This window comes from Arthrobacter sp. MYb221 (assembly GCF_002979835.1).
Taxonomy (GTDB): Bacteria; Actinomycetota; Actinomycetes; order Actinomycetales; family Micrococcaceae; genus Glutamicibacter.
In genome coordinates this window covers 209,314-231,638 of record NZ_PCPW01000003.1, presented here as the reverse complement: position 1 = coordinate 231,638, position 22,325 = coordinate 209,314, and the positions used below count along the sequence as shown (strand labels likewise).

Here is a 22,325-nt window from a genome sequence, read left to right as displayed (position 1 = left end):
TCCCTAGACTGGCAATTGGGCCACCATTGGATGCAACATTCGGGAAATGGCGCGGTTCAAGCAGGTAGAAAGCGGTGCAACTATGGACGAACGATTTTTCGACGAGGCGGTCGCTCTGTCGCGTCAGGGTATGCAAGCCAACCAGGGAGGGCCTTTCGGGGCAGTGGTCGTTCTCAACGGTGAGGTGATTGCGACGGGCAATAATATGGTGCTCGAGCTGAACGATCCGACAGCCCATGCCGAGGTGATCGCGGTCCGCAACGCCGGAGCGAAGCTTAAAAGCTTCGACCTGTCGGAATGTGAGCTCTATACCAGTTGCGAGCCATGTCCCATGTGCCTCGGTGCGATTTACTGGTCGCGGTTTAAACATGTGTATTACGCAAACACGCGCCAAGATGCCGCTCGCATCGGATTTGACGACGAACTTATTTACACGGAACTGGACAAACCGATGGGTCAACGACTGATCCCCTTCACCCATGTTCCCTCGGCCGATGCTGCATCGGTCTTCGCCGAATGGGCCGACAAAGAAGACAAGACGAGCTACTAGTCCAGCGGGTAGGGAACCAGAGCGGCATCAACATCGGGCCATGCCAGGTGAATTCTTTCGGTAGGCATCAGCGCCTTGGTCAGCAGCGCATCGGCCACGACGATACCTGCTGGGGAAACTTCGAGAATAGACAGCGGCCCGTGCCTATCCGAAGCGGCATTGCGGAGCATCCAATGGTTCATGAGCTCGCCGATGCCACGCTCGGTCAACAACTCTTCGCCCTGGAAATAGTCGCATGAATCCATCACAGGGTGGCCCAATACCGATCTCGGGCAGACTCGATCGTAGGACGCAACAAGTGGTTCTAGGTATCCTACGGTTTCCCCATCGGCACGTTTAACGGGGAGCCAGTTCGAAGTATCCATAGCACAAGGCTAGACCGGATCAGCCATATCGGCTATTGATCCGTTGTGGCAATGACGAGACGAAAAAAACCTGTCCCGTGGACCAAGAGGTCCGCGGGACAGGTTTTGAATTCTTAGCGGTTCCGTAGAGCCGTTACGGAATTAGCAACCGTAGTAGAGCTCGAACTCGTATGGGTTCGGACGCAGGCTCAGTGGCTTGATTTCGTTTTCACGCTTGTACTCAACCCAGGTGCGGATCAGGTCCTCGGTGAATACCCCACCTTCGAGCAGGAACTCGTAGTCGGCCTCCAACGCCTTCAGAGCCTCTTCTAGGCTTTCTGGAGCGCGCTGGATGTCCTTGGCTTCCTCGGCAGGAAGCTCGTAGAGGTCCTTGTCGATTGGGTCCGAAGGCTCAATGCGGTTCTTGATGCCGTCCAGGCCGGCCATCAGCTGAGCCGCGAATGCGAGGTAAGGGTTCGAGGAAGCATCCGGTGCACGGAACTCGATGCGCTTGGCCTTAGGGTTCGATCCGGTGATTGGAATACGGATACCTGCGGAGCGGTTGCCCTGCGAGTAAACCATGTTGACCGGTGCTTCGTAGCCCTTGACCAGACGGCGATAGGAGTTCACCGTCGGGTTGGTGAATGCCAACACGGCAGAAGCGTGCTTCAGCAGGCCGCCGATGTACCAACGAGCGGTATCGGACAAGCCGGCGTAGCCCTTTTCGTCGTAGAACAGCGGATCGCCGTTGGCCCACAGCGACTGGTGCACGTGCATGCCCGAGCCGTTATCGCCGAAGACCGGCTTTGGCATGAAGGTGGCGGACTTGCCCCAAGCATCGGCAACGTTCTTCACGACGTACTTGAAGAGCATCAGCTCGTCGGCCGCGTGGACCATGGTGTTGAACTTATAGTTGATCTCAGCCTGACCGGCTGCGCCAACCTCGTGGTGGCTGCGTTCAACTTCGAGGCCAACGTTGTCCAGCTCGACGCAGATCGCATCGCGCAGGTCGGCCTGCTTATCGGTTGGCGACACTGGGAAGTAGCCACCCTTGTAAGGGGTCTTGTACCCCTGGTTGCCGCCCTCTTCCTTGCGGCCGGTGTTCCAAGGCGCCTCGTCCGAGTCGACCTTGTAGAAGGCACCCTGTGGGGTGGATTCGTAGCGGACGTCTTCGAAGATGAAGAATTCGGCCTCTGGTGCGAAGAATGCGGTGTCGGCGATGCCGGTCGATTCCAGGTAAGCCTCGGCGCGCTCGGCTACGCCACGCGGATCGCGGTGGTAAGGCTCACCGGTGCGTGGGTTGATGATCGAGAAGTTGAAGGCCAAGGTCTTTTCGATACGGAACGGATCGACGAAGCCGGTGGTGACGTCGGGGATCAGTTGCATGTCGGAATCAGAGATGCCAGCGAAACCACGAATGGATGAACCATCGAAGAGCTGGCCGTTGACGAAGAAGTCTGCATCCACGGACTTCGCCGGAACGTTGAAGTGCTGCTGGACGCCTGGTAGATCGGTGAAGCGGATATCAACGAATTTGATGTCCTCTTCGGCAATATATGCCAAGACTTCTTCTGGGCTGGTAAACATGTGCAGGTGACTCCCTGTTGAGTTATTGGTTTGGTAAACGGAACGATCATACGAATTGATCTGATCAGTTCTCTTGCTTACCAAGTAATCCTACCTAGAAACCGTTTCTGAATGGTGTCTCGATTGTTTCGGCTACGTTACAAAGCGCAAGTACGGGCGCGTCGTACCGGGTCAGTAGTGGCTTTGTGATGCGTAACAAACTGATGAGATTCACACAGATCGCCCAGATACACTAGTTATGTGGAACGCAAAGACTTTAGCTCGTGGCTCGAAGGCCCCCCGCAATTAAACTCGCAAGAATGGCCGGGCCAGCGCTTGGGACGCCCGGAAAAAGGGCCTGGGTCGATCGGCCGGTTGCCGCGTCGGCTCGGCGCGTTATGCGTGGACTGGGGACTATCCATGTTGCTGAGCTGGTGGCTGTTCAACTTGAACGACCTCGCCACGCTCGCATTGTTCTGTGCCGGCCAGATGATTGCCGTTGGCTTCACCGGCCACAGCATTGGGCATCGGACCTTTGGGCTGCAAGTCCAATCCATGGATGGCACGGCTATCAAGCCGCTCACGGGGGTCATTCGATCGGTGCTGTTGTGCTTGGTGATTCCGGTTCTGTTCTCGGACGCGGATCAGCGCGGCTTCCACGACCGGGCAGGAAAAAGCGTACTGGTGAATATCCGCTAGTCCGCGTTCAAGAATCCAGGCATAAAAAAACCGCACTAGCGAACTAGTGCGGTTTTCTTTGTGCCTGATTAGCGAGCTCGGCGGTTAGGGCGTGCTCGGTTTGGGTCGATGCCCTTGGGAATCGGCAGGCGGTTGGCGGTGAGCGTGGTTAGTCGCTTGTCTACCGCGCTGATCTCCAGCTTGGTGATTGCCTTCGGAAGCTTCTTCATCTTCTTGCTGACTTCTACCAGATCGGTCTGGTCTTCGTCCTGGCCGGCGTTGATCACGTGGATCGGAACATTCGGCAGAACGCGAGCAATACGCTTGCGTTCGGACGCCACCAGATCACGCACGCGGCTGCTTGGGCCTTCGGTGACCAGCACGACGCCGGGACGGCCAACCGCCAGGAACACCAGATCCTGGTGGCGGTTGAACGCCACTGGCTCATCCTTCAAGATCCAGCCGCGACGCAGTACGCTCATCGCCGCGCCAGCGGCACCCGGACGGCCTTCAAGCTGCGCGAACGCGGCCTTCTCGGCTCGACGGGACATGATGAACAGGGCGGCGAGCAAGCCAAGCGGGATCGCGATAATCAGCAACGTGATCCAGTTGTTGATCAAGATACCAATGACCAGTCCAACGGCAATGACGCCAAGGAAGGCCAGGACCATCCACCAAACGACCATCGGATCGTTGCGGCGGGTCATCTGGAAGACCTGCACCATTTGCTTTAGGCGCCCGGGCTCTTTATTTTGTTTTTCAGCTTTTGGTTTACGCGAAAACAGACCACGCTTCTGTTGCGCGGCCGCATCGTTATCGGAGTTTTTGGCCATAGTGCTTCAATTCTACGCGATCCGGCTGGCTTATTTTTCTTCGGAGGAATTCCGGGCGAATCCGGAGGGTTCGCGCGGTGCGCTGCACAACATGAATTCGGACCCAACAGCCGGGTTTTACGGCTATTGGATCCGAACGCTTGAACATCTCGTTGGGCTCAGCGGTTAAGCAGCGAAGCAGCTTCCTGACGGGTGGTACCCGAGGATTCGATGTGGGAAAGGGATTCTGGGATCTCGCGACCCTTCTTGCGCATGGCGCCAGCCCAGAGTCGTCCCGCGCGGTATGAGGAACGAACCAATGGCCCGGACATGACGCCGGCAAAACCGAGTTCCTCGGCTTCTTGCTGCAGCTCCAAGAATTCCTGTGGCTTGACCCAGCGATCGACCGGAAGGTGACGTTCGGTTGGGCGTAGGTACTGGGTGATCGTCAGCAGATCGCAGCCTGCCTCATGCAGGTCGCGCATTGCTTCGGAAATCTCCTCACGCGTTTCGCCCATGCCCAGAATCAGGTTCGACTTGGTGATCAAACCGCGGTTCCGACCGTGGGTGATGACATCCATGGAGCGTTCGTAGCGGAAAGCCGGACGGATGCGCTTAAAAATACGCGGGACGGTTTCCACATTGTGTGCGTAGACTTCAGGCTTCGAATCGCAAATGGCGTCGAGGTTATCCGGTTTTCCGGAGAAATCGGGGATGAGCAGCTCGACTCCGGTGGTCGGGTTCATCTTGTGGATCTGGCGTACCGTCTCGGCGTACAGCCAGACACCTTCATCTTCGAGATCATCGCGGGCCACGCCGGTGACGGTTGCGTAACGCAGATCCATCTTCTTCACGCTCATGGCCACCTTGAATGGCTCTGAACGATCTAGTGCAGCAGGCTTTCCGGTGTCAATCTGGCAGAAGTCGCAACGACGGGTGCATTCGGAACCGCCGATAAGGAACGATGCCTCGCGGTCTTCCCAGCACTCGAAAATATTGGGGCAGCCAGCTTCTTCACATACTGTGTGGAGGCCTTCGGACTGCACCAAATTTTTCAGGCCCACATATTCGGGACCGATCTTGAGTTCGGCGCGGATCCACTCGGGCTTACGCTCAACTGGCGTCTGGGCGTTGCGCTTTTCGACGCGCAGCAGTCGACGGCCTTCAGGTTCAATGCTCATTAGAGGGTCCTTCTACGTTAGTAATATTTTGCTTAGACGACTTGTGGCGAGAGGAGACGTTCAAGTTCCTCTTGCACCCGCTCAACGACATCGTTGGGGGAGACCGTCTGGCCTAGTTCTTCGGAGATCGTGGTTACGCCGGCATCGGTAATTCCGCAGGGAATGATCTGGCCGTAAGCGGTCAGGTCGTTTGAGCAATTGAGCGCAAAACCGTGCATGGTGACTCCACGGGTGATGCGGATGCCAATGGCGGCTATCTTTCGGTCTTCTTCGCCGTCCTTGCCTGGGACCCAAACGCCTGAACGCCCCTTGACCTGAACGGTGGGGATGCCCATTTCATCTATAACGTTAATCAACGCTTCTTCGAGGGTCTCCACGTACAAACGTATCGCACTGATTTTCTTCAGCTTCACGATCGGGTAGCCGATGAGCTGTCCGGGGCCATGCCAGGTCAGTTTCCCGCCACGGTCAACATCAACAACGGGGGTGCCATCTAGGGGTAAGTCTTCAGGTTCGGTCCTTTTGCCGGCGGTATAGACCGCCTCATGTTCAAGAAACAGGACTCGCGGGGTCTGTTCATCGGCCGCTACAGCATCGTGCAATTTTTGCTGGTAATCCCATGCTTGCATATATGGAATTAGCTCCGTGCCGAGTCCGACTCGTTCGAATTCGATCGCCATAGTGGTTACCATACGCCTTTTGCAACAGGCCCCGCTAATTGGCTGAGAAGCGCTGAGCTGTGGATAACCGGGGCGAGAATCTGTACTTTGCGTTAGAACTGGAACATGAATGATTCAAACAATCTGTTGGCCTGGCCAACTTGCCCCGGATATGTGACGGTTCGTCCGTTAAAGGCCAAGTCACCGTGCAAAGTTTGGTTAATGCGTCGTGACTCGGATCAGAGTTACATGGTGTTGAAACTTTCTTCGAACGCCGAAAGTATCTGTTCGCTGCGTCAGAAGCAGGTCGAATCCGCAAGGAAATATGTCATAGATTTTTACGGCACCCTTTCGACACAGTTGGGCGAGGGGATTCTGATGGAGTACTGTCCCGGCGGAAGCTTGGCTCAACTTCTCGAAGAACGAGCACCATTTTCTCTCGGAGAGTGCGTCACGGCCTTGGCACCGGTAGCCCAAACCCTGGCAGCCTTGCACTCCACTGGGCAAGTCCACGGCGACGTCTCGGCTGGCAATGTGTTGTTGACAGCCGATGGAATGCCGAAATTAGGCGATTTCCAAGAAAGTCGAACCGGTATCGATCAGACACCCGGGTCGGGTACTCCCGGGTTTATGGCGCCTGAGGTTTCCGCTCGCGAACCTGAGGGACGCCTCGGCGAGCAGGACGTTTACTCCTTAGGTGCGTGCCTCTGGTTCCTGCTTGAAGGAACCGCTCCTCCAGAACCGAATATGCGTCCACCTGTCACGGTCATCTTCCCGTCGGTGCCCACGCTGGTCCATGAGCTCCTGCTTGATTCTCTGCACCAAGATCCGGTGCAGAGGCCGACAGCGGAGCAATTCGCCAGGACGCTCTTCGCTGCGGCGCAGGCTGAAGCCATCACTTGGGAACAGTGCACGCCGGTGGAGTCGACTCATCTCATGGCCACAGTTCACCCTAGCGAGGTGCGCGGTAGGCGTCGGCGCAGGCGGTCAAGAAGACCCCAGGCTGAGAAGGGTCAAAAAGACTATGCCGCACCCGAATGGCGTATGCATGAATTACGCCGAACCCCAGGGCGCGCCAAGGTCTATCTGGCTGTCGCTGGAGGGGTAGCGCTCGTGGGCGTGAGCTTCCTCGGTGTAAATCTAGTGGGGGAGCGCGGGCAATCGGAGTCGGGGACTCTGTCGCAAACACAGGAGCGTCGTGAACCATGCCGGATCCTGGACGGCGCCGTGGTTCCTGCCTGCGCGTTCTCCGCTGAGACGGTGATAGCCAGTTTCATCAAGCTTTCACGCGAACGGGATGCGGCCTTAGAGTCCGAGGACCTCAAAGCATTGTCAGCGATTTATCCGCCCGCCTCCGAGCAATTCCAAAGGGACCAGCAAACGCTTGAACGCTTGGACTCACTGAAGCTGGGAATCAATGGATTAGCTACCCGCTTGGAAGATATCTCGGTGACTGCCCGTGCGCAACCAGACACCGTGATACTACGTGCGACATCCACTCAGGAAGCCTACGACTATGTGGATTCAGCGAACCGTGTGGTCCATCAGGTGGCCCGTGGCACGCGGGAACGTATCGAAGTGGAACTGAAGCTGATTGAGGGGAACTGGAAAATTGGAAAGGTGCTCAGCCGCGAGGCATGACAAAGGCGAGGCACCCCGAATTGCCTTCGGGGTGCCTCGCCTTTGCCTGGAGCTACAAGACTGCCTCGTAGCTTAGACCCAGAGAGTCGCGATCGCGATATTGATCAATGCCAGGCCGCCGGTTGCGTGCGCAATCCCGGTCGAAACCTCTTCGCCGGCCTTGACCTTCTTGCGACCGATGAATGCCGCTACGAGAATGGCGATGGCGATGACAACCTTGACGCCAATCTTCATGTGATTCACGTCGCCATCACCTGCTTCGGCCATGCCAACGAGAGCCAAACCGGTAATTAGCTGAGCAATCGCGCCATACCACTGCCAAACATTCACGGTAGGGGTCTTGAAGTTTGCCAGCCAGCCACCGAAGATCGCTGCCGCACCGAGAATATGCAAGAAAACAAGGATAAGAGTTAGGAAGTCCATAACTCCAGCCTAATTGATTTTCGACGAATTGTAGAAACGACGATCGCCCCTCCCGGATGAACGGAAGGGGCGATCGTTTACCTAGCTTGCGAAAGTCGATCGACGACTTTACAGACCCAGGTCGCCTTCGAAAGCGCCACCCTCAAGGCGGGCCTTGAGAGTCTGCAGGAATCGACCTGCATCGGCGCCGTCAACCAGACGGTGATCGTAGGTCAGGCAGAGGTACATCATGTGACGGATGGCGATCGAATCGTTACCATCGGCATCGGTGATGACCATTGGGCGCTTCACGATCGCACCGGTACCCAAGATTGCTACCTGCGGCTGGTTGATGATCGGGGTATCGAACAGTGCTCCGACCGAGCCGATGTTGGTGATCGAGAAAGTGCCACCGGAAAGCTCATCCGGACCAATCTTGTTGGTGCGGGTGCGCTCTGCGACGTCAGCAATCCGCGAAGCCATGCCAGCCAGATTCAGATCGCCAGCGTTCGACACAACAGGAACCAGCAGGCCCTTGTCGGTGTCTACCGCAAACGCCAGATGCTCGGCATTGTGGTAGGTGATCTGCTGAGTCTCTTCGTTGTACTCGGCGTTCAGCTTCGGGTGAGCCTTCAAGGCTTCGGCAACTGCCTTGGCGATGAATGGCAGGTAGGTCAGGTTGACGCCATTGACTGCCTTGAAATTGTTCTTGGCAGAAGCGCGCAGCTTGACCACGCGGGTCATGTCAATCTCGTGAACCTGAGTCAGCTGGGTGGAGACCTCAAGGGACTCACGCATACGACGGGCGATTACCTGACGGATACGTGGAGCCTTCTCGGAGGTACCGCGCAACGAGGATGCCTCGACAACCGGGGCGGCCGGCTTAGCGGCCGCAGGAGCGGCAGGGGCAGCAGCCGGGGCGGCGGCTTCCTTGGCAGCTACTGCGTCAAGGACGTCTTGCTTGCGAATACGTCCACCAACGCCGGTGCCCTTGACGGAAGCGATGTCGATTTCGTGCTGGTTGGCCAAACGACGCACCAGTGGGGTGACGTAGCCAGCGTCGCTGTTGTTTTCGGCAGCAGGAGCAGGAGCAGGAGCAGCGGCTGGTGCTTCTTCCTTCGCGGCCGGTGCTGGAGCGGCTGGAGCTTCTTCCTTCGCAGCTGGTGCTGGAGCGGCAGGTGCTTCTTCCTTCGCAGCTGGTGCTGGAGCGGCAGGTGCTTCTTCCTTGGCGGCCGGAGCAGCGCCCGCAGCACCGATCACTGCGAGAACGGCACCAACTTCGGCGGTGTCGTCTTCGGCAACACGGATTTCCAGCAGGGTGCCGGCAACTGGCGAAGGAACTTCGGTGTCTACCTTGTCGGTGGAGACCTCGAGCAGTGGCTCGTCTACGGCGACCTCTTCGCCAACTTCCTTCAACCAGCGGGTAACGGTACCTTCGGTGACCGATTCGCCCAGAGCTGGGAGGGTGACCTCGGTGCCCGAAGCGGAGTCTGCTGCAGCAGGTGCTGCTGCAGGGGCTTCGTCGGCTGCTGGAGCAGCAGGAGCTTCCTCCTTGGCCGCAGGCGCCTCTTCGGCGGCCGGAGCCTCTTCAGCTGCAGGAGCCTCCGGCGACGCGGCGTCGGAACCTGAGCCATCACCGATACGAACCAGAGGAGCGCCTACTTCGGCTTCCTCATCTTCGGCGACGAAAATTTCTTCGATAACACCAGCGACAGGTGATGGAACCTCGGTATCGACCTTGTCGGTGGAAACTTCCACCAACGGCTCATCAACCTCAACGCGGTCGCCGACCTGTTTCAGCCAACGGGTTACCGTACCCTCGGTAACGCTTTCACCCAGTGCGGGCAGGTTTACGGTCTCAGACATCTTCCCGTATCTCCTCTTAAATAAAGCTTGAAGTGTGGTTTGGGTGCGCAATTTAAACGGTTGAACACCCAAAACCGATGAATGGAGGCGTTGCCTCCGAGCTTAGTGCACCGGGTAGGGTGTGTGTGAACGCACTACCCGGTGACCAACAGCGTAATTAGCCGTGAAGTGGCTTGCCGGCCAAAGCCATTGCGGCTTCGCCCAGCGACTCGTTCTGCGTTGGGTGTGCATGGATGAGCTGTGCAACATCCTCCGGGTAGGCTTCCCAGTTCACGATCAGCTGTGCTTCACCGATCTGCTCGCCGATACGGCCGCCGATGCCGTGAACGCCCACGATTGGGCCGTTCTTGACGCGGACCATCTTGATCAGGCCGGAAGTGCCCAAGATCGAGGACTTGCCGTTGCCAGCCAAGTTGTACTCGGTGGTTTCGATCTGGTCCTCGCCGAACTTCTCCTTTGCGGCAGGCTCGGAATAGCCGACCGAGGCGATTTCTGGCTCGCAGAAAGTTACCTTTGGAATGTTGATGTCTTCGACGATGGTTGGGTTCTGGCCAGCGATTTCTTCGGCGACAAAGATGCCGTGCTGGTAACCGCGGTGTGCCAACTGAACGCCAGGGACCATATCGCCGATGGCGTAGATGTTGCCCACGCCGGTGTGCAGGCGCTCATTAGGGATCACGAAACCGCGATCGAGGGTGATGCCCTGCTCTTCGAAGCCCATGTTCTCGGTGACCGGGCCACGGCCGACGGCCACGAGGACAATCTCGGCTTCGAGGGTCTTGCCGTCGGCTAGGGAGACCTTGACGCCGTCGGCATCCTGCTCGACCTTCTCGAAGAAGACACCGGTGTTGAACTTGATGCCGCGCTTCTTGAAGGAGCGCTCGAGGTTCTTGATGATTGCTGGGTCTTCGTTTGGTACCAGTGAAGGTAGGCCCTCAACGATGGTCACGTCGACGCCGAAGGACTTCCAGACCGAGGCGAACTCAACACCGATAACACCGCCACCAAGCACAATGGCGCTCTTTGGCATGTCAACCATGTTCAGCGCTTCGGTGCTGGTCAGCACGCGTCCACCGATTTCCAGACCGAAGGTCTTGGAGGTCGAACCGGTCGCGAGAACGATGTTCTTGCCCTTGTACGGAACGCCATCAACCTCGATGGTGTCCTTGGAGACCAGTCGTCCGCTACCTTCGATAACGTTGACCTTCTTCATCTTCAGTAGACCCTGAAGACCCTTGTGCTTGCCGGCGACGATGCCGTCCTTGTACTTGCGTACTCCGCCTAGGTCAATTGACTCGAGGGAGGAGTTGATGCCGTACTTGGCACCTTCGCGAGCGTTTTCGGCGAGCTCTGCTGCGTGCAGGTACGCCTTGGTTGGGATACAGCCGGTGTGCAAGCAGGTGCCGCCGACCTTTTCCTTCTCGATCAATCCAACGGTGAAGCCCAACTGGATGGCGCGTAAAGCGACCGAGTATCCAGCGGAACCACCGCCGAGGATGAGGACATCAAATTCTTGCGTTGCTGCCGAATCGGCCACGTGAACGCTCCCTCGTAATAGCTAAGTGAGGTCGGCCATGGCCGACCTGGAGATCGGGTGGTGAACTGGACTAACTCTCGCACGGGGCGCGAGCCAATTAATTCACCGGTGATGTTTCAAAACTTACCTTAGTACCGCCAAAGCACCAGAGTCATCTTGAGCTGGCTAAAAGTCGGCCATATCTCGTATTTTGGCACACATCCCGGCGCATTGGACTATGACATCGCACGCACCGGGATGTGTCGAAAAAGGCATTTCTAGCGGGTGCCAGACAACTTCTCGGCGTAGGCGACCAAGGTGCGGACCTGCGAGCCGGTGCCGTTCTTAGGGGTGTAGCCCCATGGCGAACCCTCGTTGAAGGCCGGACCAGCAAAGTCGATGTGCGCCCAAGGAATCTTCTGACCGTCGGTTTCGCCCACAAATTCTTCCAGGAAGACCGCAGCGGTCATCATCCCGCCCATGCGCTCGCCAATGTTGGCCAGATCGGCGACCTGGGAATCGATGCTTGGACGGAGCTCTTCCGGAAGCGGCATGCCCCAGGCGAGCTCGCCCACTGCATCCGAGGCTGCGACCAAATCGTTACGTACCTGCTCGTTGCCCATGACACCGGCGGTGCGCAGGCCCAATGCGAGCATCTGTGCACCGGTCAACGTGGCAATGTCGATCACCACATCCGGATTCTCCTGGCTGGCCGCTACCAAACCGTCGGCCATGACCAGGCGCCCTTCGGCGTCGGTGTTGAGCACTTCGACAGTCTTCCCGCCGAGCATGGTCAGTACGTCTCCGGGACGCGTCGAAGCACCGCCTGGCATGTTCTCAGCCAGGCACAGCCACGCGGTGACCTTCACGTCGAGGCCAAGCTCCGATACCGCGGCGATGGTGTGGAAAACTGCCGCGGCGCCGGACATATCGGACTTCATCGCGTGCATGCCCGCGGCTGGTTTGATCGAGATGCCACCGGTGTCAAAGGTAATGCCCTTGCCCACCAGTGCCAGGTGCTTGGCGGCCTTGGCCGGGGAATACTCGACCTTGACCATGCGCGGCTGGCGGGCCGAGCCGCCACCAACGCCCATCAGTCCGCCGAAGCCTTCCTTGGTCAGGCGCTTCTCATCAAAGATGGTGACCTTCAACGGCAGTGACTTGGAGTAGTCCTTCACCGCGGTGGCGAAGGTTTCCGGGTACAAGATATTGGCCGGGGTGTTGATCAGATCTCGGGTGCCACGCACGGCGCGGCCGATAACCGCGGCGCGCTTGAGCAGGGCTGGCAGATCCTTGGAGGTTGCGACCGCGGTGGCGATGAATGCCTCGCCAAGGACTGGCTTGTCGTTCTTCTTCGAACGGAAGTTCTCGAAGCGGTATGCGCCCAGGGCTACGCCTTCGGCCACTGCTGAAACTTGCTCGAGCGTGTCGGCAGGCAAGGCGAAGATCGCGGTCTTGGCGTGGGAAAGCTGGCGTGCTGCCGATCCGGCGGCGCGACGCAACTTCTCGTCGTTGAGCTCGGAGAGATCCTTCACTCCCAAGCCGATGCACATGATCGTCTTGACCTTGATGCCGTCAATTGCTGGAAGCACGGTTGCTTCGTCGGCAGAACCGGCAACGTTCAGCGCGGCCAGCGACTGTTCCAGAGCGGTGGTGGTTTCTGCCGCGAGGGGTGAAGCGGCGATGGATACCTTGTCGCCGTTTTTCAGCACGCCCAAAATGAGGGCGTCGGCGTTTTTACGTTTGATGTCTGCACCAATGGCGGTCAACGTGAGATCACTGGAGTTGATCACAAAATCATTCCTTCTATGCCTTTGTAGGGTCTAAGGACGGTTCAGCCCGCGAGAATAACCGGTGGATGGTGCCGGTGAGCTGAGTGTTTCCTACACCCGATGTTAGCCGAGGTTTGAGCTCGGCGTGCGATACTTCACAGCGAGCGAAAGGCTGAACGGATAGGATAAGTTCTTGAGCTTTAAGTAATCGCCTCTGTTTGGCGGTACCGAAAACGATTGAGGTGAGAATGTCCAAGGATCCGTTGATGACTCTGGTCAGCACTAACTTGGACGATCCGAGTCTGCAGGGTCTAGGGATGTACGTTTCGTTGCGTGGAGTATCTGACGCGGGCCATGCCCATGACTTGGTATGCAATGAGCTCTTCGGAAATTTGAATTCTGAACTCTATGCCAGTTTTGACGCGGATGAGCTTGTTGTCTACAGCGCCCAGCGCCCACGGGTGTCTTTCCTCGGCGACCACTTCGCCGGCTATCAAGAGCCGCGCATCGAAATCTACCTGATGACCGACGCATTGGACCGGAAGTTCTGGTTCCTCACCGGAGTCGAACCAGATCTGCGTTGGGAACGCACCATCGCCGAGTTGCTCAACTTTATCGACGCGTTCAACGTGCAATTGGTGACCGGCACCGTGTCGCTGCCTATGCCTGTGCCACACACCCGCCCAGTGGGAGTGACAGCACACGGAAACCGCAAGGATCTCACCGAAAATATCTCCACGTGGGCCCCTACTGCCGAAACCCCATCGGGGCTGATGGCGCTCTTGGAGATCCGCCTGAATGACGCGGGCCGCGACGTCGTAGGCTATTCGTTGCACACCCCGCACTACCTGGCCGAATCCGAATATCCGGCGGTTGCCGTGGCTGCCTTGGAGCATGTGGGTGCCGCGCTGAAGCTGGCACTTCCCACAGAGAAGTTGCGCGAAGCGGCCCGGATGATCGAATCTCAGCTTGCCGAACAGATCGAAGGCAGCAACGAAGTCAAGCAAATGGTGCTCGGTTTTGAAAAGCGCTTTGACGAGCACGCGCAAGACCACGAGCGCCGTTCGCTGCTGTTGGACGAAGACGAAAAAATGCCAAATGCCGAGGAGCTGGGGGCAAGTGTTGAAGACTTCCTGGCCACAATCGAGGACAGCGCCGACTGGTTGAACGCCAACGGAAAGTCCGGGGGAGCGGACTCCGCATCGGGTGACCCTGACCAGTGATTCAATCTCACCTAAACTCGGCGCGATCTTGGTTGGTGGTTTGTGCCGGAATATTTACCTATATGGCGGCCGTGTCCCAACGAACAAGTTTTGGTGTTGCAGGGCTTCAGGCCACCGAAAGATTTGACGCCACCGCTCAAATCCTGGCGTCATTTTCGGTGGTTCAGCTTGTTGTCTACGCTGGCGCTCAGGTTCCGGTAGGACTGCTGCTGGACAAGGTTGGACCGCGCATCATGATCATCACCGGTTCGGTGTTGATGGCTATGGGTCAAGCGTTCTTGGCTATTTCAACGAGCGTTCCAATGGGGCTAGGCGGAAGAATCCTGGTCGGGTCGGGCGACGCGATGGTGTTCGTCTCGGTACTCAAGCTGCTGCCGTTGTGGTTCTCCGGCTCGCGCATTCCCGTACTAACACAACTGGTAGGAACCTTTGGGCAGGCCGGACAACTGGTCAGCCTCTTTCCTTTTCATCTGATCTTGGTGCAGTTTGGATGGACGCCGGCATTTTCAATTATGTCCGGTCTGGCTTTAGCAAGCTTGCTAATCGCGATATCGCTGATTCGCAATGGTCCGGGCTGGGCGCATCTGAGCGAGAGCGCACCGATGCGTACCCGTGATCGATTAACCACCGCGTGGAAGCAACCCGGAACCCGGCTTGGGTTCTGGACACACTTCACCACCTCCTTTATGCTCAATGTCTTCTTGCTGACCTGGGGGTACCCATTCCTAGTTCAAGGTCAGGGGCTCGAGGGTGGTTTCGCATCCGGGTTGATGTCGATTTTCGTGGCGGTTGCGGTCTTATACGGGCCACTGCTCGGAGCATTGACGGCCAGATATCCGCAAAAGCGCTCGAACTTTGCCCTGGGCGTTATTGGAGCCATGGTGTTCATGTGGGCGGTGGTGTTGTTCTGGCCTGGTGCAGCGCCGTTATGGGTGCTGATCATTTTGCTCGTTGCGGTGGCGGCTGGTGGCCCTTCATCGGTTATCGCGTTCGACTTTGCCCGGACCTTCAACCCACCAAACATCATGGGTACCGCCATTGGGCTGGTCAATACCGGTGGGTTCTTCGGCGGGTTCGTCACCATCTACCTGGTCGGCGTCGTGATGGACTGGCTTTATGTGGCCAATGGGTCGGTGGGCGAGCTCTACAATTTGCCGGCCTTCCGCATTGCGTTGTCGGTGCAATTTGTCATGGCGGCGATCGGGGTGACGTTCATGCTGATCGAACGGCGCAAGGCCAGACGGCAGCCGGCCAACATCCTGTAGGTACACTTCTCCACAGCGCGCGCTGAACTGCAGGCCGGAATGGTTGTTGGGACGCATCGTGGGGTTATGACTACTACACCCGAACGGCAGCCCCTCTCGTTGTCTGATTGCGATGACGTACTCGCCTATATTCCTCATGCCCTTGGCTTTCACCCGCAAAAGTCGATGGTGCTCCTACTGATCGTCGGCCAACGCCTCGAAGCGACGCTTCGTGTTGACCTGCCCAGCGAAATTCATGAAGTTGACCGCCAGCCGTGGGTCGCGCAGGTGCTCAGCTTGCTTCGACGACTTCCGCAGGTGCGCAGTGTTGTCGCAGTGGTATACGCACCGGGAGACATCAAAATCGCAGAGGAGATTCCCTATCAGCAAATGATCTGCGAACTCGAAGAAGCCTTTGACCCGCAGGGCATTCAACTGCGACAAGCCTGGTGCCTTTGCCGCGAAAAAGTCTGGGACTACGACGACGGCGACGTTGGTGTAGCTTTCCCGCGGCCAGACATCGCGCTGGGAGAAACCAACCTGTCGCTGGTCCTTGCCGGTTCTGCTCCGTTGGACCACCCTTGGGACGGAACCGGAATAGCAACGTGGGCTAACGCGGCAGAAGTCCAAGAGCTCACCGGCGCATTTGGCGATGACCTGGTGGACAGCCTCGACGATTGGGCAGAAGTATTGAACCTGAGCGATGAAGAAGCACTAGAACGCATTCATTCGAGTTCGCTGAGCAGCGCACGAATGCTGGCCGGCCTGAGAATTCGTCTCGTACGTGATCTACTACCTTTTCTTGCTGGTGTCGGTGCGGCGCAAACCATAGAAATGTCCAAACAATTGTGCGTTGGCAATGAGGGCGAGCAGGTTAAACCCTTGGCAGATTTTCTCTTGGGACGAGGGTGGCAGAGCCCGGACTGGAAACGATTGGAACGGCTATGGTTGGTTTCTCGCGATCTGCTCGGTGTTGCAATTGACGGTGAACGTCACGCCTTGATGTGTATCCTGGCTTGGATCGAATGGGCTCGCGGGCGAGGCACCATGGCCATCGCTTTGCTCGATCGAGTCCTAAGCGAGCAGGGAGACTACCGGTTAGCCCAGCTCCTTCGAGAGCTGATGAATCGTGGATCGATGCCCGAATGGGCGACGGACGAACTACGTGCCTGGCGTGCCCAGCTGGGTTAGCGGACGCGCGGGTGACCGGGTCAAGTGGTGTCTGTGGGCGAATTAGTGGATAATGAAAAAACAGACCCGGTTAGGTTCGAGTTGTCTAGGTTCCAGAAACGTAGTTTTTGGGAACATTAGACGTGGTTGGTGCGTTGTTATCAATGTACCCGCCGTCGCGTTGAGTCACTGATACAGCGCATTCGGACTTGACAGGGTCATAGTGGTGTTACCGGCAGGTGCATCCGGAACGCATCGTTAGAAAGGTTATTCGTGTCATCTTCTGAGACGAACGCTAATCGTAAGGTTACTGAGGCTGAGGCCGCAGAGGCCGAGGAAACGGCAGAAACTCCTGTCGCGAAAAAGCGCGCTACCCGTGCGAAGGCTAAGCCTCGCGCAAAGAAGACTGCAACTTCCGAGGAGTCGGACGTCGAGCAGGGTTCTGAAGAGTCCGAAGACGATGCTGAGTCGGGTGCCACTGACGCAGCTGGCGCCAAGGACGGCTCGGCAAAGCCGGAAGAGGAATCCAAGGGATTCACCTTGTCTTCCGCCGATGATGATGCTCCGCAGCAGCAGGTCATGGTTGCAGGTGCAACCGCCGACCCGGTCAAGGACTACCTGAAGCAGATCGGTAAGGTCGCGCTGCTGAACGCAGAGCAGGAAGTCGACTTGGCTCTGCGTATCGAAGCAGGGCTTTTCGCTACCGATAAGCTTTCCAAAGATGACGGCTCTATCGATCAGCGCTTGCGCTGGGACTACGAGCAGATCATCCACGACGGCAAGATCGCAAAGAATCACCTACTTGAGGCGAACCTTCGTCTCGTTGTTTCGCTGGCAAAGCGCTACACCGGGCGTGGGATGCTCTTCTTGGACTTGATTCAGGAAGGTAACCTGGGTCTGATCCGTGCGGTCGAGAAGTTCGACTACACCAAGGGATTCAAGTTCTCCACCTACGCGACCTGGTGGATCCGCCAGGCCATTACCCGCGCCATGGCCGACCAGGCACGTACCATTCGTATCCCGGTCCACATGGTTGAAGTCATCAATAAGCTGGCGCGTGTACAGCGACAGATGCTTCAGGATCTGGGCCGCGAACCGACTCCAGAAGAGTTGGCCAAGGAACTGGACATGACCCCTGAAAAGGTTGTTGAAGTTCAGAAATACGGTCGCGAACCAATCTCGCTACACACCCCGCTGGGTGAAGATGGCGACTCTGAATTCGGTGACTTGATCGAAGACTCCGAAGCGGTCGTTCCGGCCGATGCGGTTTCCTTCACCCTGTTGCAGGAACAGCTGCACTCGGTTCTGGACACGCTGTCCGAACGTGAAGCAGGCGTTGTAGCTATGCGCTTTGGCCTGACCGACGGTCAGCCGAAGACCTTAGACGAAATCGGCAAGGTTTACGGTGTCACCCGTGAGCGTATTCGTCAGATCGAGTCGAAGACCATGTCGAAGCTGCGCCACCCATCGCGTTCACAGGTTCTGCGTGACTACCTAGACTAAATTTTGACGTCATGCGGTCGCAATATCCCAATTGAGGATACTGCGACCGCATTTCTTTTTAAGCTGTAGCGCGGGGAGGAAGCGCTTAAAGCAAGAAGGGTGATCCAGCATCGGCTGGATCACCCTTCTGTTGAAAAGGACCTAGGTCCTAGTTGTTTAGTCGTTGATGTCGACCTTTGGCTTTTCGTAAAGTCGTGCCGACTCGTCCTGCCAGACCGAAGTGATTGGGCGCAGCTTGGGTTCCACGGAGCGTGCGTGGTGGGCACAGAAGAGTAATTCTCCGCTGTTCGAAGCCAGCACAGCCCGTACATAAGCCTGTGCGCCGCATCGGTCGCACCGGTCGAGGGCATTTAGTTCACGACTAGTGGTAGTAGTAGTCATTGCCAGCCTCCTTAAATCGATGTTCAATCTATACAACCAGCTTTGGCCTTGACTTTATCCCCAAATCGAGGTGCTTTCGCTCACCGCGTAGCGTTTGTGGAGAACTTTCGATGACGACTCGGGAGAATTACCGTCCGGGCGATAGCACCAAGTTCGAACACATAAACGAGTAGAATGATATCTAGTTCATTCTTTTCCCGCGTCAGTAGGAGATTGCAGCCCCGTGGCCTCAGCCGATAATTACAATGCACGTCATCTCTCCGTTCTTGAGGGGCTCGAAGCGGTACGCAAGCGGCCTGGCATGTACATCGGGTCTACCGATTCTCGTGGCTTGATGCACTGCCTGTGGGAGATCATTGATAACTCCGTCGACGAGGCGCTAGGCGGTTTCGGGCAATCCATCAATGTCATCTTGCATGCCGATGGTTCGGTCGAGGTGCATGATGATGGGCGTGGCATTCCCGTTGACATCGAGCCGAAAACCGGTCTGAGCGGCATGGAAGTCGTCTTCACCAAACTACATGCCGGCGGTAAATTCGGCGGCGGCTCCTATGGGGCTTCCGGCGGCTTGCACGGGGTAGGCGCTTCGGTGGTCAACGCTCTTTCGGCTCGACTAGATGTCGAAGTTGATCGCGGCGGCAAAACCTATTCGATGCAGTTCCGCCGTGGTGAGCCAGGCAAATTCGCTGATCGTGGCCGACCCAAAGCCGATGCCCCGTTCGCCGCTCATGAAAAAGCAACCGTTCCGGAAATCATCGGCAAAGCAAAGCGCGGGGTGACCGGTACCCGTATCCGTTACTGGGCAGATGACCATATCTTCACGTCGGACGCAAAATTCTCATATGAAGAACTCCAGAATCGCGCCCGCCAGACCTCATTCCTAGTCCCTGGACTGCGGATCACCTTGCGCGACGAACGTGCGCTGGCCGGAACCGCGGGAGCCGAAGGACCCTATGAGGAGGTCTTCCAGCACGACGGCGGCATTAGCGAGTTCGTCGAGTACCTGAGCAGCGATTCGTCGGTCACCGACGTGTGGCGCGTCCATGGCAGTGGTTCATTCCACGAGAAGGTTCCGGTAATCGACGAGAACGGGCGGAGCCATATCGAAGACGTTCAGCGCGTGTGCGAGGTCGACGTCGCGTTGCGTTGGGGGATTGGATATGACACCACCATCCAAAGCTTCGTGAATATCATTGCCACGCCTAAGGGCGGAACGCATATTTCCGGCTTCGAGCAGGCACTGCTGAAGTCTTTCCGCAAGAATGTCGACGCCAATGCTCGCAAACTCAAATTTGGTCAAAAAGACAAAATTGAGAAAGACGATGTGATGGCCGGGCTGACCGCAGTGCTCACGGTGCGCCTTGCCGAGCCCCAATTCGAAGGACAGACCAAGGAAATTCTTGGTACTTCGCAGGTCCGGCAGATTGTCACGAAGGTTGTCGAAAAGGCGCTGAACGAGCGCCTGGCATCCACCAAGCGCAATGAAAAGGCCGAAGCGTCGACGCTTCTTGAAAAAGTCGTCAATGAAATGAAGTCCAGGGTTTCGGCTCGGATGCATAAGGAAACTCAGCGTCGCAAAACCGCGCTCGAGTCTTCCTCGCTTCCAACCAAGCTGCTTGATTGCCGGAGCAAAGAAGTCGGGCGTTCTGAACTCTTCATCGTCGAGGGTGACAGCGCATTGGGTACTGCGCGTGTGGCGCGTTCCAGCGAGTTCCAAGCGCTACTGCCAATTCGAGGCAAGATCCTCAACGTGCAGAAGGCCTCCATTTCGGACATGCTCTCGAACGTGGAATGTGCTGCCATGATTCAGGTGATTGGCGCCGGATCGGGGCGAAGCTTCGATATCGAGCAGGCCAGATACGGCAAGATCATCTTGATGACGGATGCCGACGTTGATGGGGCGCATATTCGAACGCTGCTGTTGACGCTGTTCTATCGGTACATGCGGCCCATGATCGAGCACGGCCGCGTCTATGCAGCAGTTCCGCCATTGCATCGTATTGAGGTGATCAACCCGGGGTCGAAGGCGAACGAGGTAATTTACACTTATTCCGAGGCCGAGATGTCTGCCCTGCTGGCCAAGATTGAAGCCGAAGGTAAACGCTATAAGGAACCGATCCAACGGTACAAGGGTCTTGGCGAGATGGACGCTGACCAGTTGGCCGAGACGACCATGGATCCGCAGCATCGGATGCTTCGGCGCGTGGGCATTGAACACGCTCAGGCGGCCGAGGAAGTCTTCGACTTGCTGATGGGCTCGGACGTCGCTCCGCGCAAGAACTTCATCATTGCTGGCGCCGAGAACCTTGAACGGGACCGCATCGACATGTAGTCGGCCATGATATTTATGCACGAGATGGCCCTCCCGGGATACCTGCCTAATCGCAAGCCCGGGAGGGCTTTGTCGTAGCTTGAGCGCTGTCATGCGCCCGCCTGCGTTGGCTAGTTACCAGGACAGCAAACGCGGGGCGATGAGCAAGACCGTGGGGCATACCAAGAGCAGCACCGTGCAGGAAAGAACCACAAAATTCTGCAATCGATTCAGCGGCGCTACCGGTGACAACAGGCGTTGCAGCCGCCGCGAGGAAACTTCACCTCCGGGCATCCCTACGACTTCGCCGGTTGCGGCGCTTGAGGCATTCTTGGGTGCCCCAACCGAGGCAATAGAGGAAGCCACGCTCACTATGGCGCGAAGCAGAACCGGTCGGTCCACTACCTCGAGTGCTTTGTCATCGGCGAGCATCTCGATTAGTTGCCGCACCGCATCCAGTGCCAAACGCGAGGTAGGCAGCCAGGGTAATGCTTCGTTCCAGGCGGTAAAGGCAAGAATCAGCAGATCGTGTCGCTGGTCGAGATGTGAATTCTCGTGCGAGATGACGGCGCGTTGTTCCTCGGCCGAGAGCTGGGTCAGCAGGCCCTTTGACAGCACCGTGACCGATCCGTTGAAGCCCGGAACGCAATAGGCCACCGGAAGGTCATGATCGAGCACGAGCGTATTGGGCCGGGTCTGCGAGGGGTTGCTCAACAATCGCAAGAGCTGGCGGTGCCGGGCTCTTTGCAGGGTGGTGCGCCACGAAGCTCTCACCAGGGTGAGCACCAGATGAAAAGCGAAGAGCAACGCCGTACTGAGCGCAAATAGGTGAACGACGCCGGGGTACTGAACGCTGGTATCGCCGGTGACCAGAAGCCAACCTGCATGCAGCGCGGAGATGAGGTCGTTGCCGAGCGGGGTCAGCCCCCAGACAAGCATTGAGCCAATCATGGACAGGCCACCGCCCAGAGCGATCGCTTGCCAGAGCAATACCGCCGCCACCGGGGCACGCGCGGTCCATTTTGCTTTAGACAATGCCAACGGCGTCGGCCACGCCAAGACGATAGCCAACGCCGCTAGGAAATATGAGGTGAGAAGCACTCAGTCCCCGAAGTTCATGTTACTCAGACAGTCTTTACAGAATCCAAGATAGCACGCAGGGAGACTGCTTCATCAGCCGAGATTCCTCCGATAAATCGGGCGAGGACGGCTTCGCGATCTTGAGCGGTGCCCAAAGCGTCGTTTAGCAGTCCAACAGTATGGTCCTCGCGAGACGAGGACGCGGTGTAACGATGTGGACGAGTGGAGCGTTCCCGCGCCACAAGTCCCTTCTTCTCCAGTCGTGCCAACACGGTTAGTACCGTGGTAACTGCGAGTTCTTTTGCATCAGTACCGAGTGCCGCTAGGGCATCACGAAGATCGTTAGCGGTAAGCGGTTCTGCAGAATCCCACAGCAGGTCCATGACGGAGCGTTCCAGATCGCCAAGGCTGGCCACCAGGTCTTAC

The 22,325-nt window shown here is 57.4% G+C and carries 20 protein-coding genes; 8 read left to right on the top strand and 12 right to left on the bottom strand.

The genetic code is table 11. From position 1 onward, the window contains the following. Positions 1-46: 46 nt before the first annotated feature. Positions 47-550 (top strand): nucleoside deaminase, encoded by a 504-nt coding sequence (locus tag CQ015_RS05600; protein WP_258133468.1) that lies wholly within the window; start codon positions 47-49, stop codon positions 548-550. Here CQ015_RS05600 and CQ015_RS05595 read toward each other — a convergent pair. Both CQ015_RS05595 and glnA read right to left on the bottom strand, forming a co-directional pair. Continuing rightward, the gene (locus CQ015_RS05595) at positions 547-915 is read right to left on the bottom strand and encodes a hypothetical protein (RefSeq protein WP_146112412.1); all 369 of its coding nucleotides are present in this window, start codon (positions 913-915) and stop codon (positions 547-549) included. The two genes, CQ015_RS05600 and CQ015_RS05595, sit on opposite strands and share 4 nt — an antisense overlap. Positions 916-1,056: 141 nt before the next feature. After that, complete coding sequence (gene glnA / locus CQ015_RS05590; RefSeq protein ID WP_105552414.1) at positions 1,057-2,481, bottom strand: type I glutamate--ammonia ligase; 1,425 nt, start codon at positions 2,479-2,481, stop codon at positions 1,057-1,059. Positions 2,482-2,721: 240 nt separating this feature from the next. On the opposite strand from glnA, the gene CQ015_RS05585 reads away from it, so the two are divergent. Next, a complete protein-coding gene (locus CQ015_RS05585; RefSeq protein WP_105649565.1) occupies positions 2,722-3,159 on the top strand; it encodes an RDD family protein in 438 nt (145 codons plus the stop codon). Between the two features lie 68 nt (positions 3,160-3,227). Here CQ015_RS05585 and CQ015_RS05580 read toward each other — a convergent pair whose 3' ends face one another. From CQ015_RS05580 to lipB, 3 genes are all read right to left on the bottom strand, one after another. After that, positions 3,228-3,971 carry a DUF4191 domain-containing protein gene (locus tag CQ015_RS05580; protein ID WP_105568880.1) on the bottom strand — a complete coding sequence of 248 codons (744 nt, stop codon included), beginning with the start codon at positions 3,969-3,971 and terminating at the stop codon, positions 3,228-3,230. A 158-nt stretch (positions 3,972-4,129) separates the two neighbouring features. Further along, entirely contained in the window at positions 4,130-5,131 is a 1,002-nt protein-coding gene (lipA, locus tag CQ015_RS05575) for a lipoyl synthase (RefSeq protein ID WP_105552411.1), read from the bottom strand. Between the two features lie 32 nt (positions 5,132-5,163). Then, the gene (gene lipB / locus CQ015_RS05570) at positions 5,164-5,811 is read right to left on the bottom strand and encodes a lipoyl(octanoyl) transferase LipB (protein ID WP_105552410.1); all 648 of its coding nucleotides are present in this window, start codon (positions 5,809-5,811) and stop codon (positions 5,164-5,166) included. Between the two features lie 105 nt (positions 5,812-5,916). Here lipB and CQ015_RS05565 point away from each other — a divergent pair, with 105 nt between their 5' ends. After that, the gene (locus tag CQ015_RS05565) at positions 5,917-7,431 is read left to right on the top strand and encodes a serine/threonine-protein kinase (protein ID WP_105649564.1); all 1,515 of its coding nucleotides are present in this window, start codon (positions 5,917-5,919) and stop codon (positions 7,429-7,431) included. Between the two features lie 72 nt (positions 7,432-7,503). Here the strand turns inward: CQ015_RS05565 and CQ015_RS05560 are convergent, their stop codons facing one another. From CQ015_RS05560 to CQ015_RS05545, 4 genes are all read right to left on the bottom strand, one after another. Beyond that, complete coding sequence (locus CQ015_RS05560) at positions 7,504-7,854, bottom strand: hypothetical protein (RefSeq protein ID WP_096286439.1); 351 nt, start codon at positions 7,852-7,854, stop codon at positions 7,504-7,506. A 108-nt stretch (positions 7,855-7,962) separates the two neighbouring features. Then, positions 7,963-9,699, bottom strand: a complete 1,737-nt coding sequence (gene sucB, locus CQ015_RS05555) for a 2-oxoglutarate dehydrogenase, E2 component, dihydrolipoamide succinyltransferase (protein ID WP_105649563.1) — start codon at positions 9,697-9,699, stop codon at positions 7,963-7,965. Between the two features lie 157 nt (positions 9,700-9,856). Beyond that, on the bottom strand, positions 9,857-11,236 hold the full coding sequence (gene lpdA / locus CQ015_RS05550; RefSeq protein WP_096286435.1) for a dihydrolipoyl dehydrogenase: 1,380 nt from the start codon (positions 11,234-11,236) through the stop codon (positions 9,857-9,859). Between the two features lie 257 nt (positions 11,237-11,493). Further along, complete coding sequence (locus CQ015_RS05545) at positions 11,494-13,008, bottom strand: leucyl aminopeptidase (protein WP_105649562.1); 1,515 nt, start codon at positions 13,006-13,008, stop codon at positions 11,494-11,496. 245 nt (positions 13,009-13,253) lie between these two features. On the opposite strand from CQ015_RS05545, the gene CQ015_RS05540 reads away from it, so the two are divergent. From CQ015_RS05540 to CQ015_RS05525, 4 genes are all read left to right on the top strand, one after another. After that, positions 13,254-14,210: a proteasome assembly chaperone family protein gene (locus CQ015_RS05540; RefSeq protein WP_258137808.1), complete on the top strand. Its 957-nt coding sequence runs from the start codon at positions 13,254-13,256 to the stop codon at positions 14,208-14,210. After that, on the top strand, positions 14,207-15,475 hold the full coding sequence (locus tag CQ015_RS05535; RefSeq protein WP_105552405.1) for a nitrate/nitrite transporter: 1,269 nt from the start codon (positions 14,207-14,209) through the stop codon (positions 15,473-15,475). Before CQ015_RS05540 ends, CQ015_RS05535 begins: the two co-directional genes overlap by 4 nt. Positions 15,476-15,541: 66 nt before the next feature. Beyond that, positions 15,542-16,645 (top strand): DUF4192 family protein, encoded by a 1,104-nt coding sequence (locus CQ015_RS05530; protein WP_181148230.1) that lies wholly within the window; start codon positions 15,542-15,544, stop codon positions 16,643-16,645. A 252-nt stretch (positions 16,646-16,897) separates the two neighbouring features. Further along, entirely contained in the window at positions 16,898-18,127 is a 1,230-nt protein-coding gene (locus CQ015_RS05525; RefSeq protein WP_105552403.1) for an RNA polymerase sigma factor, read from the top strand. Positions 18,128-18,283: 156 nt separating this feature from the next. On the opposite strand, the gene CQ015_RS05520 is transcribed toward CQ015_RS05525, so the two are convergent. After that, complete coding sequence (locus CQ015_RS05520; RefSeq protein WP_096286423.1) at positions 18,284-18,508, bottom strand: hypothetical protein; 225 nt, start codon at positions 18,506-18,508, stop codon at positions 18,284-18,286. 223 nt (positions 18,509-18,731) lie between these two features. Between CQ015_RS05520 and CQ015_RS05515 the strand changes: the two genes are divergently transcribed. After that, positions 18,732-20,840, top strand: a complete 2,109-nt coding sequence (locus CQ015_RS05515) for a type IIA DNA topoisomerase subunit B (protein ID WP_105552402.1) — start codon at positions 18,732-18,734, stop codon at positions 20,838-20,840. Positions 20,841-20,954: 114 nt separating this feature from the next. On the opposite strand, the gene CQ015_RS05510 is transcribed toward CQ015_RS05515, so the two are convergent. After that, positions 20,955-21,920, bottom strand: a complete 966-nt coding sequence (locus CQ015_RS05510) for a M56 family metallopeptidase (RefSeq protein ID WP_105649560.1) — start codon at positions 21,918-21,920, stop codon at positions 20,955-20,957. A 23-nt stretch (positions 21,921-21,943) separates the two neighbouring features. Beyond that, on the bottom strand, positions 21,944-22,315 hold the full coding sequence (locus CQ015_RS05505; protein WP_096286417.1) for a BlaI/MecI/CopY family transcriptional regulator: 372 nt from the start codon (positions 22,313-22,315) through the stop codon (positions 21,944-21,946). Positions 22,316-22,325: the final 10 nt, after the last annotated feature.

Excerpts from the sequence above, each read along its gene's own strand:
- CQ015_RS05540 (WP_258137808.1), top strand. The coding sequence starts at position 13,254 with ATGACTCTGGTCAGCACTAACTTGGACGATCCGAGTCTGCAGGGTCTA.
- CQ015_RS05595 (WP_146112412.1), bottom strand. The coding sequence starts at position 915 with ATGGATACTTCGAACTGGCTCCCCGTTAAACGTGCCGATGGGGAAACC.
- CQ015_RS05600 (WP_258133468.1), top strand. The coding sequence starts at position 47 with ATGGCGCGGTTCAAGCAGGTAGAAAGCGGTGCAACTATGGACGAACGA.
- sucB (WP_105649563.1), bottom strand. The coding sequence starts at position 9,699 with ATGTCTGAGACCGTAAACCTGCCCGCACTGGGTGAAAGCGTTACCGAG.
- lipA (WP_105552411.1), bottom strand. The coding sequence starts at position 5,131 with ATGAGCATTGAACCTGAAGGCCGTCGACTGCTGCGCGTCGAAAAGCGC.
- CQ015_RS05560 (WP_096286439.1), bottom strand. The coding sequence starts at position 7,854 with ATGGACTTCCTAACTCTTATCCTTGTTTTCTTGCATATTCTCGGTGCG.
- lipB (WP_105552410.1), bottom strand. The coding sequence starts at position 5,811 with ATGGCGATCGAATTCGAACGAGTCGGACTCGGCACGGAGCTAATTCCA.
- CQ015_RS05520 (WP_096286423.1), bottom strand. The coding sequence starts at position 18,508 with ATGACTACTACTACCACTAGTCGTGAACTAAATGCCCTCGACCGGTGC.
- CQ015_RS05580 (WP_105568880.1), bottom strand. The coding sequence starts at position 3,971 with ATGGCCAAAAACTCCGATAACGATGCGGCCGCGCAACAGAAGCGTGGT.
- CQ015_RS05565 (WP_105649564.1), top strand. The coding sequence starts at position 5,917 with ATGAATGATTCAAACAATCTGTTGGCCTGGCCAACTTGCCCCGGATAT.
- CQ015_RS05530 (WP_181148230.1), top strand. The coding sequence starts at position 15,542 with ATGACTACTACACCCGAACGGCAGCCCCTCTCGTTGTCTGATTGCGAT.
- glnA (WP_105552414.1), bottom strand. The coding sequence starts at position 2,481 with ATGTTTACCAGCCCAGAAGAAGTCTTGGCATATATTGCCGAAGAGGAC.